Origin of the sequence: Sulfurimonas sp. (genome assembly GCF_026991475.1) — a bacterium.
Taxonomy (GTDB): Bacteria; Campylobacterota; Campylobacteria; order Campylobacterales; family Sulfurimonadaceae; genus Sulfurimonas.
Genome location: NZ_JALXBK010000015.1, coordinates 1 through 14,764 on the forward strand (window position 1 = coordinate 1; position 14,764 = coordinate 14,764).

Below are 14,764 nucleotides of genomic sequence, written 5' to 3' on the forward strand. Positions count from 1 at the left end.
TCTCAACAGCATCGAACTTCTCTATTTTGGCAAAAAGTTCTATGCTTGCACCCTCTTTTTCTACGATGGCGCGGGCATTTTTCATATCGTCTGCGTTTTGCACAAATGAGATTGCCATAAAATCTACCTCGTTTTGAATACCCCAGAGCATATCTTCTTTGTCTTTTTTTGTTAGAACATCGAGTCCAAGTTTTGTGTTTGGAAAATTGATTCCTTTTTTAGAACTGAGTATGCCATCATTTTGAACAACGACTCTAACTTTGTCTGGGGCTACTTCTATGACTTTTGAGCGGATAAGACCATCATAGAGGTAGATATACTCTGAGACTTTGAGTTTGTCGAGTATCTGTTTTTGGTTGAGGGTAAGCTTGTATGTATTTTCATCTATCTGCGTTCCAATGATCTCCTCTTTGACAAACTCTAAAATGTCGCCGATTTTGAGAAAGAACTCTTTTTTAAGCTCTCCAATACGTACTTTTGGACCGCTTATATCTTGTAAAATACCGGTAATGAGTCCTGTTTTTTGTATAGCAGCGCGTATGTGCGCGAGAATTTTGGAGTGGTACTCATGTGTACCGTGACTAAAGTTCAGACGAAAAACATTCACACCGGCATATATCAGCTTCTCTATACTCTCTTGGGAGTCAGACGCAGGACCGATGGTGGCTACTATTTTTGTTCTTTTTTTCATCTGTTTCTCCTAATGCTTTTTAATAAGCAGGTACTTTTTTATTACCCATGCAATGAAGATAATAAGTGCTAGAATAAGTATAAAATGCCATACTTTTTCAAGTTTTCCAAAGAGTAGCTCTGCGCTTGTTCCTAAAACATAGCCCAGAGAAATACCTAGAAAACTCCAAAGCACGACACCAAGTGTGTCGAAAATAGTAAATGTTTTATGGTCGTATTTGTAAATGCCTAAAGTCATCGGAAAAAGAATAGCACCACTGTAGATAAAGCGCCCACTAAAAGCAAGTAGTGCTCCTTTATGTTGTACTGAATCTTCAAGCTTTTCTACACGTGGCTTGAATGAAGGAAAATAATTTAAGAGTTTAAGGGCATATCTTTGTCCAAGAAAGTACCATAACTGATCGCCTGCAACTGCGCCAAGAATGGCAATAAAAAAAGCCGAAGGGAAGGAGAGCATACCAAGATAACAGAGAATTCCCGTAGCGATAATCATTGAAGTTCCTTCAACCATCATTCCGAAAAAGATAATCCAGAGTCCATATGTGCTCACAAGGGGTGTGATTTCACTTAAAAGATGTTCCATATAAAATCCTTTTTTGTTTGTGAGATTATACTTCTTTTTTAGAAATTGTATGCAACTTGTAAAAACAATCGCTGCGCATTATTGTCAGCAACATTTTTTGTAACAAATGCTCCTGCATTAAAATAGGCATAAATTACTTGATACTCCAGTGCTTTATTGTAGTGCCATTTATACTCGAGGTCATATTCATCACCAAGTTTACTTTCGTGATTGCCATTGATGTTGTATTTTTTATAGTAGCTCCACGCATCATTTGCATCGGCAAGTGAGAAGTCATGGTAAGAGAGTTTAAGTTGCATATTTTTTTGTGGCACAAGATGCAGCTCTACAACTTTTTCAATAAGATTGCTCCATTTCATAATATCCATACGCCCATAGAGTGAACCATCTGTTCCTCCAAAAGGGGTACGAAATGTTTTGACTGTATTGTCGTGAGGGTTATCATCTCCGCTTGCATAAATTCGTCCAACAACAATGTTAGGTTTAAGTGTTATGTTTTTAAATCTATAGCCTATTTTTGCGACATACCCATAAGCATCATATTTTTTCTCTTTAATCGTTCCATTAGCTTTAGCATAGGTGAAGTCGTAATTGAAACTATGCAAATCATTATCGTAGGCTCGTAATCCATATGTGTAGTTCTCTTGGGTATTCTGACCATTTCCTTCGCCGTTATAAAGACCTTTTTTGTAAATAACAAAGGGCTCAACTGCTCCTTTATTGTCCGTTTTAAAGTGCGTGTAGATTCCTGCACCTTCATAAACATGTTTTCTAAAGAGTGAGAGACGGTTTTTGTCTTTGTCTTTAGTTTGACCGTAAAAGGTATCTATGAAATTACCATCAAACCTGTAAGAGAACTTGGCAAGATCCCAAAGCCAGCCATAAGAGTTACCCCAGCTACCAGGCCCTAAAACTCTTTTGTCTCCGTATCTGTTAGATTCTCGTCCAAGTTGTAAAGAGAGTCCACTGACATTTGCTAAATTTTTTACTTTTACATTAAGTGCTGCAAAGTCAAAATCTTCTTGCGGATCCATCCAGTAGCTTTCATTGCCACTCACTTTTTTAAAGTCATTATAATCCAATGACCAACCATAGACACTTGCAAAGTAGCCCACAGCTGTATAGATAATGTCAGGTGTCTGTTTGTAAATAAAGCCGAGTTTTAGCCTACTTACAAGAAGGGTGTCATCAGGGCGACCAATGAGTGGTGGATCATCCCCATATGCCTTTTTATTCATCCCATCTAAAGATTCAAATCGCTCTCTCACACCGCCAGTAGGTGATAAACTTTCAGCAAAAAGAGAGCTAAATGCCAATAGTGATAAAGCTATAAATACCGCTTTTTTCATTGAGCTTGAGTGTGGCACTTTTTGTTACGGATGGCTTCTATTTCTTTGACACGTTCATCTAAATCTTGAAGCATTTCATACTGTTGTGTATCAGTTTTCTTATTTTCTATCATCCGTTTTTTACGCTCTTCAATAGTTTGAAGCCACTCATCTATGACAGTATCAGGAATTGAACAATCTGCTGCTTCTTTTTTTTCATTTTCAACAATCCAGTCTGCAATTTTTTTCATTATATGTATCATATTATAATCCTAAAAGTTTATAAATCATTTTAGCCGAGAGTAACAATAAAACTACGGCAATAAGTTTTTTAACCTGCTGCGGTGTTAAACGATAGTGCATAATAAAGTCACCAATATAACCGCCGATGATGGCTGCTACGGTCACGACGCCAAGTAGTATCCAATCCATATCTACAAATGAAAGATAGGTTGCAAATGCTCCAAGCGTTGAAAATGGGATGACAAAACTAATGGCATAAGCCGCTTTTTTCGCATCAAATCCGAGTAAAATAAGTAGCGGCATTATGAGTGAACCACCACCTACTCCAATAGTTCCAGAGATAAGCCCAACAACTGCACCGATGACATAGAGCACCCAAGCTTTATCATAAACAACTTTTTGTTCACGGTTACTAAAGAGTAGAAGTATGGCACTTACAAGTAAAAATGCTACAAGTATCCACTCAACAACCTCTTTTTGTACATACTGGCTCATCCACGCACCAATAGGTGTTGCAATCATAATTGAAATTATAAGTGGAATAGCAAATTTTATATCTAAAACTCCACGAAAAAAGTTCATAAATGAAGCTGTGATTGTTGAAGCAGAGTTTATGAAAAGCCCGATGGCCTTTGCCAAATTTATGGGCATTCCCATCATCGAAAAGATGGGCACAAGACCAATGGCAGAGCCAACCCCACCCATTGAAAAAAGGGTAGAAAGACTTAGCGTTAAAAAGAAGTAGATGGCATAATGTATAAGTTCAGGACTCATCTTTTATATCTTTATTGTTTTTGCTTTGCCACCTTTTAGGTGTTCCATTAGTCCAAGTAACCCGCCACTCAAATATTTCACCTCAAAACCTTGTGTCGCTAACCACATTCGTGCCATATTTGAGCGGTCTGATTTTGGACAAGCCACAACAATAAGCTTATCTTTTGGTAGTTCCTCAAGTCGCTCAGGCATTTCATTTGCAGGAATTTTAAGCCCAAAGTTCACTTGCCAAACCTTTGTCTCCATTGGTACACGAACATCAACGAGTTCACATTTCCCTTCATTATAGAGCTCTATAAACTCATCAATCTCTATACGCATATTATTCATTTCACTTGGAATTACATTTTTTATAAACGCTTGCATTATTTTGCTCCTTGAAGTTTTTTCATATAATCTCGTGCTTTATCCCCTCGAAGATAGTCAACAACTTTTAACATTCCATCATTTAAGTAGCGAGCATTGTAACCTTTGAGTTTTAAAAAAAGGCGTGCAATTTCTGATCTGTCATAGTGTGGACACATAGTGACAATTGTTTTACTTTTATCTATTTCATCAAGTCTATCTGGAAGTTCATTGAGTGGAATGTGGTCTCCAAAACCAACATGCCACGCTTCATACTCTTCGTTAAAACGAATGTCTATCACCTGTGCTTCACCTTTTGCGTAGAGCTCAAAGAGTTCAGGCATCTGTATCTTCATATCTTGACGCTCTTGGTAATCAAAACCTTTTAAATATCTATCGAAATCTATTGGTATATCTTTCATCTTCTTTCCTTTAACTAACTGATTAGTTAATTGTACTATTTAAAAAGTAAAATATTTCTTAAAAATGAACTTAATAGAAAAATTATTTATAATCAGAAATCAATATATAATTAGATAATATAAGAAAAAACTTTGGTAATGTATATGATAAATAAAAATATAAGAATTAAAAAAGATATATGGATAAACTCTAGTGATTGCACTATTAAAGAGCTTATTGATTATATTAAAAATAGAGGAAAACTTCGAGATACTCAAATTGAGGCTATTGAGATATATCTTTTTCTAAAAATAAAAGGTGAGAATAAACCTCTATGGCAACTCTTTAGTGAAGGTTTTTTTATAGATTTTGATACTCTTGATGGATATGAAAATTATATATTAAAAAATGATGGTACAGCAAAATTAGCACTTTACCATTTTGCTAAAAAAGAGTTACCAACTTTAGCAAAAGCTATTGATGAAAATAGAGTTTTAAACTATGAAGAGATAATTAAAAAAATATTTTATAATGTAAATTATAGTGATTATCTTCTCTCTCTACCTATGGGTGCTGGAAAAACCTACTTAATGGCTTCATTTATCTATCTTGATTTATACTTTGCGTTAACCGAACCAGAAAATAAAAATTTTGCTCATAATTTTTTAATTCTTATTCCATCGGGACTTAAAAATTCCATCGCTCCATCTTTAAAAAGTATAGAAGATTTTGATGGTAGCTGGGTATTACCTGAAACTCAAGCAAAAAAAATAAAAAAGTTATTAAAGTTTGATATACTTGATGTTCCTAAAACTGCTAAAAAATCAAATCTTGCAGTCAATCCAAATGCCTCTAAAGTAAATAGTATATTGCCAAATCCCTTTGGTCAAATTTTTGTAGTAAATGCAGAAAAAGTCATACTTAATTCTAAAGCAAAAGGACTTTTTGAAGATGATGAGATAGTAGAAAATGAGCTTAAACAAAAACTCTCTCTTGTTCCAAATATGTCTATTTTAATAGATGAAGTACATCATGCGGCAAGTGATGATATAAAATTAAGACAAGTGGTTTCATGGTGGAATGAACAGAACAACATAACTACTGTTTTAGGTTTTAGTGGAACGCCATATCTTAAAAGTGCTGAAAAAATTTACATCAATGAAGATGATTTTTTTAGGTTTTCTCATATTACAAATACAGTCTATTATTATCCCCTTACAAAAGCCATTGAAAAGTTTTTAAAACTGCCAACGGTGAAGAGTGCAAAATTAGAAAAAGAGGAGATTTTAACACAAGCTGTAGAGGATTTTAACTCTTTATATAAAACAAAAGTTTATGAAGATGGAACAATAGCAAAGTGTGCTATATATTGTAGTAACATCAAAGATTTAGAGGAGATTGTTTACCCACATTTAGTTTCAAAACTTAAAATTCCAAAAGATGAAATATTAAAATTTCATAAAGGAAACAGAGAGTATAAAATTGATGCTAGTGCTGAACTTGAGTTTAAAAGTTTAGATTTGCCTGCAAGTCAAAAAAGATATATTTTGTTAGTGCAGGTTGGTAAAGAGGGGTGGGATTGTAGAAGTTTAACAAGTGTAGTTTTAAGTGGAACTGGAGATAGTCCGAAAAATATGGTACTTCAAACATCTTGTAGATGTCTTAGAGAAGTAGATGATAATGCTAACACAGCACTTATTTGGCTTAATGATAGTAATGCAAAAATTTTAAATGAGCAACTTAAAAAGGAGCAAAATAGCTCCATAGAAGAGATAAATAGTTTAAATAGAACATCATTAAACAAGCCTATAAAAAGAGTTTCAAGGATTAATGTTTTAAAACTTCCAAAGATTGACTTTTATCAATTACGCATAAAATACACTACAATAAATAGTGAAAAAGAGGCAAATACAAAGAAAAAATTAAAAGCTATTGTTAAAAATATCGAGATATATAAAGATGATATTGTAACTATTAAAAGTGGTGATTTTAAAAATTTACATGAGAGTAGAGAAGTTATAAATAAAGAGCATCATAAGATAAGTTTTAAAGATTTTCTGTTTGCCATAGAGAAAAATAGTTTTATGCAAATAGAGACAAAGAGTTATGAAAAAGAGTTAAAAGTCATCTATAATAAAATAGATGATTTAGATAAAATTTACAATGATATAGCTCTTAGTTTTAGCATAAAAAGGGAGTTGAACTCTAAAGAAGAGGAGATAAAACAGAGTGCTGAACTTTTAATAGTAGATAATCTAAAAGATGTAGAACCAAACAAAAAGCTCTATCCATCAACAACAGCTCTAAAGCAGATACTCCAAGCCGATAAAAATCCAAATTTTGTAGATGAATTTGAGACTGAAAAACGGGCTAAAATTATAGAACTTACGCAAGAAAAAAAATATGAAGCCATAGTAGAAATTGCACAAGAAAATTTAGCAGTCGCTACAAAAAATAGAGACAGATCGTTTCACTATCTTCCTTATGATTTTAGACAGAGTGGATTTGAAAAAGATATTTTAGAACAAATTTTCTCTCTTAACTCTTTTCAAAAAGGTAATTTAGAGGCATATTATAATGGTGAGAGAGGTTTAACAGAGTTTGTAATAGAGTGTTATAAAAAATTAAAAAATAGTTTTAGATATATAGGTCGATATACAACAGACTTTTTAATCATACAAAGAGACAGAGAAAATCAAATAAAAAAAATACTTATACTTGAAACAAAAGGTGAAGGCTTTGCAAATGATGAGAGTTTTAAGCTTAAAAAAGAGTTTGTAACAAGTGAGTTTATTACTAAAAATAATGAAGCCTTTGGATATAAAAAATTTGACTTTTTATATCTTGAAGATAGCATAACTTTAGATGAAAATTTAATGAAATTAAATGAAAAAATAGAAGGATTTTTCAATGCCAATTAGATACATACCTTACGATAAAGTACCTGTAAAAGGTCAAGCTATACTAAATAACATAACAAGAAGTCAAAGGCTTCTTAGCTACAAAGATAACAATAAAGTACATGAAAGAATTTTACGAGGAATACCCTACTATGAACTAAATGAGCTTGAACAAGTAGGTAAAGAGAGTGAAAATCTAGTCATAAGAGGAGAGTGTTTATCTGCTTGTGCTTATTTAAAAGAGAAAAATATCAAAATAGATTTAGTTTACATTGACCCACCATTTGCTAGTGGGGCTGATTATGCTAAAAAGGTTTATATCCGAAAAAATCCTAAACTTGCACAAAAGATTAAAAAAGCCGAAGAAAAAATGGAGATGGATGAGCTTGTAGCATTTGAAGAGAAGATGTATGGCGATATTTGGTCTAAAGAGGACTACTTAAACTGGATGTATGAAAATCTTATGGCTATAAAAGAGGTTATGAGTGATACTGCATCTATCTATGTTCATCTTGATTGGCACATTGGGCATTATGTGAAAATTTTGATGGATGAGGTGTTTGGGGAAGAGAATTTTACAGAAGAAATTATATGGCATTATGAAAAATGGACTTCAAGTAGTAATTCATTACAAAAAAATCATGATGTTATATATATGTATAAAAAGAATGAAAAAAATATTTTTAATGAACAAAAAGAAATTACTAAAAATTTAAAAGATAAATATGAAAAAGGTTATTTAATTGGAGGTGGTTTTGGAAGTAATGGCTTAGTCGTATATGATAAATCAAAACCTAAGGTAATTGAATTAATTAATTCAGGAAAATATCAAGTACATTATGCAGAATCAAAAGGAAAGCCTCTTAGTGATGTTTGGCAAATACCATTTATTAATCCTGTTGCTACAGAACGATTAGATTATGCTACTCAAAAACCAGAAGCCTTACTTGAACGAATTATAAAAGCTTCATCAAACGAAGGAATGATAGTAGCCGATTTCTTTGGTGGTAGTGGTGTAACTGCAAAAGTAGCAAATGATTTAGATAGAAGATTTATCCATTGTGATATTGGTATAAACTCCATTCAAACAGTTCGTGATAGACTTGTTGAGGCAAAAGCTGATTTTAAAATCTTAGAGGTGCAAGATGGATTAAATCTCTTTAGAAACCCTATTCAGACTATGGACAAATTAGCCTCTTTGATAGATGGACTTAACACTCAAAAACCAGAAGGCATAAACTCTTTTTGGTTTGGAACCATTGTAAATTCTAAATATGGAACTATGCCTGTTTTTGTGCCAGATTTAAGAGATAGTACAAAAAAAGTGCTAGATATTGTTGCTATAAATGAGATTGTAAATAAAGAGATATACAATTTTGATAATTTTAATGGTGAAGTGAAAAAAGTTATTGTCTATTTTGTAGATATAGTTGATTTAGCTGAGATTAAAAAGTTTATAAAAGAGAATAACCAGACACTTATAGAGATTGAACTAAGAGATTTAAAACAAGTTTTAGATTTTGTAATAGTTGATGATAAGGTGGAGTTTAATCTAAAAGAAGATGGGCTTTTTTATGAAGTAGAGATAAACTCATTTTATAGCGATAGATTAAAACAAAAGATTGGTGAATATAACTCAAAACAAGCACTAAAATCAAATGCAAATCATATATCTATAAGTGAAGATGGACTTGAACTTATAGAGTACCTTAGCTTAGATTGCACAAATGAGAGTGGAGTGTGGCAAAGTGATAGTGAGATAAAAATAGATAAAAATGGATTTGTTTCCATAAATGGAACTAAAACAAAAGAGTTTTGGAATGCAAAAATAAGTAGTAACACAAAACCTAAAAGATTAAAAATAAGAAATATTGCAGGAGATGAAATAGTACAAAACTTACTCTTCTAAAATAACTATTTTTGGTTTTTTAGACATAAATGGTGGTTTTGCAAACCAAATTAAAAGAATAAGTGCAATGCTAATGTAGCTTGAAATAAGTAAAATATCATCATTTGCTCTTGTTGCGGCTTGTTGCTCTATGATGTGGTTGATGGCAGGCAGGGCAGGGATGCCAATATGATGCAAAGAGTCCATAAACTCTTGCGTAGCGTGAGAAAATCTTGTAATATTTTCGCTATAAACTGCGTGGTGAATATCGCCTTGTCTCTCCCACATTGTTGTAGCGATGGAAGTCCCAAAACTCCCACCTAAAATTCTAAGAAAGTTTACAAGCCCCATAGCAGAAGCAACACGGGTAATGGCGATTTCAGAGATGATGATACTTGTAAGAGGAACAAAAAACATCGCCATTCCTGCACCCATAAGAAGTCGAGGTAAAAAGGCATCCATAAGCGTAATATTGACGGTAAACTGTGCCATCCAGTAGTAACTTGCGGCAAAAATAATAAAACTGATGCTCACAAGTACGCGTAGATTTAAGCGATGGAGGTTACTGCCGACAATAGGAGAGAGTAAAAAGGCAAATACGCCTACACCGGCAGAGGCAAATCCAGCCCAAAAAGCAGAGTAGCCTAGCTGCGTTTGCAACCATAGAGGAAAGATAACACCACCACCTAAAAAGATGGTGTAGCCTAGACTTATGGCGATGGTTCCTACAGAGAAGTTACGGTTTGTAAAGAGTGTTAAATCAACAACAGGATGTTCATCAAAAATCTCCCATACTATGAAGATGGAGAGTGTTACTACTGCAGTAATGGCTAAGATAATGATGGTTGGAGAGTTGAACCAGTCAAGATTATTTCCTTTATCGAGCATAATTTGTAAGCTGGCGACACCAACGATGAGCAGGGCTAAACCTGTAAAATCTATTGGTAGTTTTAAGATGGTTGTTTCACGATTTTTTAGCATATTCCAAACAATAAATGCACTCAGAAAGCCTATGGGAATATTGATGTAAAAAATCCATGACCATGAAAAATTATCTGTAATGTAGCCACCAAGAAGGGGTCCGACAATAGGTCCAACAGTAGCAGTCATTGCCCAAAAAGCAAGAGCAAGACCCTGTTTGTGTTTTGGATAGATTGAGAGCAGAAGACTTTGAGAGAGTGACATCATAGGAGCTGCTACAATTCCCTGCAAAACTCTTGCGACTATGAGCAGATTGTAATCAGGTGCGAGTTCACATAGCCAAGAGACAAGAGAAAACAAAAAGGTAGAGAGTACAAAAAGATGTACCTCTCCAAAGCGTTTTGCTAACCATCCCGTAAGGGGCATAAAGATGGCATTAGCTGCTGCAAACGCAGTGATGACCCATGTTCCTTGATCGGGAGTTACTCCTAAATCCCCTGCAATGGCAGGGATGGAGACATTGGCTATGGTAGTATCAAGCACCTGCATAAATGTAGCAAGCGCAAGTGCTAAGGTAGCAATTGTTAGTTGTAGTGTTGAAAAAGAGCTGAGAGTCTCCTCCTTACTCAAATATTTTTCCTTATAATTTCATGAGCCATGGCTGTTGCTTCTTGCATAGCATTTTTATAAAGCAGTGTCGATAGATTTTTATTTTTAGTAATTTTTTTCTTTGAAAGTGGAGCTGTATTTTGTTTATGTATATCTATCGTAGCGACCATTGAATTTCCTACATGAAGTGGATACTTTTGAAGCTCTTTTGCATTTAATGCGATGCGAATAGGAATACGCTGTACAATTTTAATCCAGTTTCCTGTGGCATTTTGTGGAGGCAGAAGTGAAAAAACAGCTCCGGTTCCTGCTGATATTCCAACGACTTTGCCATGATAGACAACATTTTTTCCATACAAATCAGAGTAAAGTTTTACATTTTGATCTACTTTTATATGGCGAAGTTGTGTCTCTTTGAAGTTTGCATCTACCCAAAATCCATTCGTGGGAATAATCGCCAAGAGGGTTGTTTGGAGGGAAACATTTTCACCTATGCTAAAATTCTTTTTCGTGACAATACCACTGTGGGGAGCATAAATATTGCATCGTTTGAGATTGAGATAGCTGCGTTTGAGTGCTAAAATAGCATTTTGAACTTGTGGATTTTTTGAGATATTGACATCTTTAATAAGGGCTTGGATTGCCTTGTGTTTTTGACGCATAATCTGTAGATTTTGCCTTGCTTCTTTGTAGGCATACTCTAAATGTTCAAACTTATTGATAGCAATTGCATGATGCTTTTCTAAGACCTGATTGCGTTTAAAATCAGCTTCTGCTTTTTGCATTTTAAGTGTAGCAAGTGCTACATTAAACTTACTCTCTTTTGCTTGAATATGGAGTGCCTTTATTTTACGAACTGTCTGTGCCAGCGTAGATTTTGCTTGTTCAAATGAGAGATTTGCATCTCTTGTATCAAGTCGTCCAAGAAGTTGCCCTTTTGTTACATACTGCGTTTTATGAACAAAAATCTGCTTCACCACTCCTGATGTTTGTGGTGTTACATAGATGATATTTTGAGAGACATAAGCATCATCTGTAGATTCATAATATTGTGCATAAAGGTAGTAGTAAAAAGCGTAAGCTACGCCACTTGCAATAAATAGAAAAATGAGTAAGAAGAGTATATTATTGCGTTTGTGGCTTTTTTGTGAGGAGTGTTTTGTTTGTGACAATGCTGTGCCTTTAGCATAAGATGATAAATCAATATAAATTATCGAATAATAGCATAAATCATATTTATGCTATTACATTTTTGGAATCTTCTCTCCCATATTCACACTGAAAAGTGGTGTGCTCTACATCAAAAGTATCATGAAGTTTTTTCTCTAATTTATCTATGACTCTGTTTGATTCCGAGAGGCTTATATCTTCATTGAAATCAAGATGTGCTTCGAGGTTTATTTGATGGTCATTAAGTTTCCAAATGTGAATATGGTGGACATCTTTTATCTCTTTTTCCTCTTCTATAGATTTGACTACCTCTTCTACATCAATACCCTCTGGCGTAAACTGCATCAAGATGGCACTACTCTCTTTTACAAGTCCAAAGGATGCCCAAATCAGATACAGAGCAATAAGCATAGAGATGAGTGGATCGACCCAAAAGATGCCGAAGTAATACATTAAGAGCCCACCACCGACAACTGCGACACTTGTCATAACATCAGTAAGTAGATGTAGATAGGCTGCTTTCATGTTCATATTGCCGTGTGCATCATCTTTGATGAGCAGTACACTCGCTGCGTTTAGAACGATGCTAAGTGTACCAAGACCAATGACCCAAATAGAATTAACCACCTCTGGATGGTAAAACTTGTGAAATGCTTCGATGATAAGAAAGATAGCAATTCCGATCAGCACAGAAGCGTTAAAAAGTGCTGCAAGTATCTCTGCTCGTTTGTATCCAAATGTTTTTGACTCATTATTTGGTTGTGCTGCGAGTCTGTTGGCTACATAGGCAATGACAAGTGCAAGTACATCACTAAAGTTGTGCATTGCATCACTTAGCAGTGCAAGTGAGCCTGAAAATATTCCTCCCACAATTTGTGAGAGTGTGATAATGACATTTAAAACAATGGTAATAAAAAGATTTTTACCGCTTACATCGTGGTGATGGTGTTCACTCATAATTTTCTCCTAATATAATTAACTAACTAATTGGTTAATTATAGCTTTTCTAGTTTTAATTTTTACTGAAGATAAACTCCTCTTCTTTCTATATATCTATTTTATTGTATATTCAAACTTCCTTTTTTAGGAATTTTATAGTACAATACAGTATGAATGTGATTAGTAAGAGAACTATAGTTGAATTTTATAAGAAATACCCAAATTCTAAGACAGCATTAGAAGTGTGGTATGCAGATACTAAAAAAGCTATTTATAATACACCTGATGACATCAAGAGGGTATATGCAAGTGCTTCCTTTTTAGCTGATAATCGAGTTGTTTTCAATATAAAAGGTAATGAGTATAGACTGATAGTTCATATAGATTATTTAAGAAAATTTGTTAGAGTGAAATTTATAGGCACACATAGCCAATATGACAAAATAAATGCGCAGGAGGTATAACGATGAATATTAAACCTATCAAAACAGAACAAGACTATGATAATGCACTTAAAAGAGTAGATGAGCTAATGGAAATAAACCCAGCTCTTAATACTCCACTTAGTGACGAGTTAGAGATTTTGGTACTACTTATAGAGAAATACGAAGAAAAACATTACCATATTGAAGCACCTGATCCTATTGAAGCGATAAAGATAAGAATGCAAGAGATGGATTTAAAACAAAAAGATTTAGTGCCATATGTAGGAAGTGCTTCTAAAGTCTCAGAACTTTTAAATAGAAAAATATCACTATCTCTTAATATGGTTGTGAATTTAGCTCAAGCACTTCATTTGTCGTTTGAGGTACTATTGTCTGATAAAAATAGAAAAGTTGCATAAATATGTCAGCCTAAAATTGAAATACCCATAAAAAATAACCCGAGTTCAAGAGCAATGCCCGATAAAAATATCCAAAGAATGTTGAGGTTGTAGTAGCGCACTGCGATGAGTGCTCCAACTGCCCAGATATAAGCTGCAGGAGAGTGAAGAGTTACTTTTCCCATGGAGAGTACAACGAAAAAGAGCATCCCTGTAAACGCAGCTAAAATTCCTTTTAATCCTCTGCGAATAAAGAGATAATCTTTGATTTTGGCATAAATTTCCGACATTATGATTGTATAAAAAAATGAAGGGTAGAACATCCCAATGGTTGCAAGCAGACTTCCCATAAGTCCAGCCACTTTATACCCGATGAATGTCGCTGTAATGAGAAATGGACCGGGAGTAATCTGCCCAAAAGCAATGCCGTCGGCAAATTGTTTCATACTTAGCTAATGGTGTGATATGACCGCTTCTTGCTGCAAGAGCGGCGAATGCAATGAAAATAGAACCACTTACTATGATGGCTGTCAAACGCCACTGCCATTTACCGGGAATATCTAACTTTTGTGTCTGCTCGTTTGTATTTACCTTCATGGGATCTTTCCAGAAAAACAGAAGACCAAAGACAACAGCAAAGATGATAACCCAAAAGGCATTGATTTTATAGAGTAACAGTATAAACGCAAGTCCAGAGATAAAAGCTGTTTTTCCTCCATCAATGTAACGATTTGCAAAATCAAGAGATATATGGATGATGATACCCACAACCATAGCTTCAAGTGCAATAAAAAGAGGATGTACCCAAGTAACATTTCCATAGTTGAAATAGAGCCAAGAGAGCAGTACCATTAAAAGGTAGGAGGGGAGTATAAACAAAAATGTCGCTATTAAAGCACCCCAAAACCCCTTGATGCGATAGGCAGAGTATGTAGCAAGGTTGAACATAATAGGACCAGGATAGAGCTGCACCATAGCTAGCCCCTCATCCATCTCTTTTTGTGTAAGCCACTTACGCCCAACGACAAGTGTTTTGAGCTGTTGGAGCATCGCTACACTGTAGGCTGTAAGACCTATGATGAAAAAAGCCCATGTCAGTTCAAAAAAAGAGGGAGTGACTTTTACGCTGGACTCTTCATGAGACATAGT

The 14,764-nt window shown here is 34.5% G+C and carries 16 protein-coding genes; 4 read left to right on the forward strand and 12 right to left on the reverse strand.

Annotated elements, in window-relative coordinates:
- The 7 genes from MV589_RS01050 to MV589_RS01080 all read right to left on the reverse strand — a co-directional run.
- Positions 1-691 (reverse strand): pyruvate kinase (locus MV589_RS01050; protein WP_297431214.1); only part of this gene is annotated, 691 nt, incomplete at its 3' end.
- Between the two features lie 9 nt (positions 692-700).
- Complete coding sequence (locus MV589_RS01055; protein ID WP_297431216.1) at positions 701-1,273, reverse strand: DedA family protein; 573 nt, start codon at positions 1,271-1,273, stop codon at positions 701-703.
- Between the two features lie 38 nt (positions 1,274-1,311).
- Positions 1,312-2,622 (reverse strand): alginate export family protein, encoded by a 1,311-nt coding sequence (locus MV589_RS01060; protein ID WP_297431218.1) that lies wholly within the window; start codon positions 2,620-2,622, stop codon positions 1,312-1,314.
- A complete protein-coding gene (locus MV589_RS01065) occupies positions 2,619-2,864 on the reverse strand; it encodes a hypothetical protein (RefSeq protein WP_297431220.1) in 246 nt (81 codons plus the stop codon). The genes MV589_RS01060 and MV589_RS01065 overlap by 4 nt, the downstream gene beginning before the upstream one ends.
- A gap of 1 nt (position 2,865) precedes the next feature.
- Complete coding sequence (locus tag MV589_RS01070; protein ID WP_297431222.1) at positions 2,866-3,618, reverse strand: sulfite exporter TauE/SafE family protein; 753 nt, start codon at positions 3,616-3,618, stop codon at positions 2,866-2,868.
- A 3-nt stretch (positions 3,619-3,621) separates the two neighbouring features.
- On the reverse strand, positions 3,622-3,984 hold the full coding sequence (locus MV589_RS01075) for a rhodanese-like domain-containing protein (protein ID WP_297431224.1): 363 nt from the start codon (positions 3,982-3,984) through the stop codon (positions 3,622-3,624).
- A complete protein-coding gene (locus MV589_RS01080) occupies positions 3,984-4,385 on the reverse strand; it encodes a rhodanese-like domain-containing protein (RefSeq protein WP_297431226.1) in 402 nt (133 codons plus the stop codon). The genes MV589_RS01075 and MV589_RS01080 overlap by 1 nt, the downstream gene beginning before the upstream one ends.
- Positions 4,386-4,529: 144 nt before the next feature.
- Between MV589_RS01080 and MV589_RS01085 the strand changes: the two genes are divergently transcribed.
- Together MV589_RS01085 and MV589_RS01090 are read left to right on the forward strand one after the other, a co-directional pair.
- Positions 4,530-7,286: a DEAD/DEAH box helicase family protein gene (locus MV589_RS01085; RefSeq protein ID WP_297431228.1), complete on the forward strand. Its 2,757-nt coding sequence runs from the start codon at positions 4,530-4,532 to the stop codon at positions 7,284-7,286.
- The gene (locus MV589_RS01090) at positions 7,276-9,174 is read left to right on the forward strand and encodes a DNA-methyltransferase (RefSeq protein WP_297431229.1); all 1,899 of its coding nucleotides are present in this window, start codon (positions 7,276-7,278) and stop codon (positions 9,172-9,174) included. The genes MV589_RS01085 and MV589_RS01090 overlap by 11 nt, the downstream gene beginning before the upstream one ends.
- Here MV589_RS01090 and MV589_RS01095 read toward each other — a convergent pair.
- From MV589_RS01095 to MV589_RS01105, 3 genes are all read right to left on the reverse strand, one after another.
- A complete protein-coding gene (locus MV589_RS01095) occupies positions 9,163-10,704 on the reverse strand; it encodes a DHA2 family efflux MFS transporter permease subunit (protein WP_297431231.1) in 1,542 nt (513 codons plus the stop codon). The two genes, MV589_RS01090 and MV589_RS01095, sit on opposite strands and share 12 nt — an antisense overlap.
- Positions 10,701-11,855: an HlyD family secretion protein gene (locus MV589_RS01100; RefSeq protein ID WP_297431233.1), complete on the reverse strand. Its 1,155-nt coding sequence runs from the start codon at positions 11,853-11,855 to the stop codon at positions 10,701-10,703. The genes MV589_RS01095 and MV589_RS01100 overlap by 4 nt, the downstream gene beginning before the upstream one ends.
- A gap of 64 nt (positions 11,856-11,919) precedes the next feature.
- On the reverse strand, positions 11,920-12,810 hold the full coding sequence (locus MV589_RS01105; protein WP_297431235.1) for a cation diffusion facilitator family transporter: 891 nt from the start codon (positions 12,808-12,810) through the stop codon (positions 11,920-11,922).
- Between the two features lie 152 nt (positions 12,811-12,962).
- On the opposite strand from MV589_RS01105, the gene MV589_RS01110 reads away from it, so the two are divergent.
- Both MV589_RS01110 and MV589_RS01115 read left to right on the forward strand, forming a co-directional pair.
- Positions 12,963-13,256: a type II toxin-antitoxin system HigB family toxin gene (locus MV589_RS01110; RefSeq protein ID WP_297431237.1), complete on the forward strand. Its 294-nt coding sequence runs from the start codon at positions 12,963-12,965 to the stop codon at positions 13,254-13,256.
- Positions 13,257-13,258: 2 nt separating this feature from the next.
- A complete protein-coding gene (locus tag MV589_RS01115; RefSeq protein ID WP_297431239.1) occupies positions 13,259-13,636 on the forward strand; it encodes a helix-turn-helix domain-containing protein in 378 nt (125 codons plus the stop codon).
- A 5-nt stretch (positions 13,637-13,641) separates the two neighbouring features.
- Here MV589_RS01115 and MV589_RS01120 read toward each other — a convergent pair whose 3' ends face one another.
- Positions 13,642-14,061 carry a chromate transporter gene (locus MV589_RS01120; protein ID WP_297431241.1) on the reverse strand — a complete coding sequence of 140 codons (420 nt, stop codon included), beginning with the start codon at positions 14,059-14,061 and terminating at the stop codon, positions 13,642-13,644.
- The gene (locus tag MV589_RS01125) at positions 13,979-14,761 is read right to left on the reverse strand and encodes a chromate transporter (RefSeq protein ID WP_297431243.1); all 783 of its coding nucleotides are present in this window, start codon (positions 14,759-14,761) and stop codon (positions 13,979-13,981) included. The genes MV589_RS01120 and MV589_RS01125 overlap by 83 nt, the downstream gene beginning before the upstream one ends.
- Between the last annotated feature and the right edge of the window lie 3 nt (positions 14,762-14,764).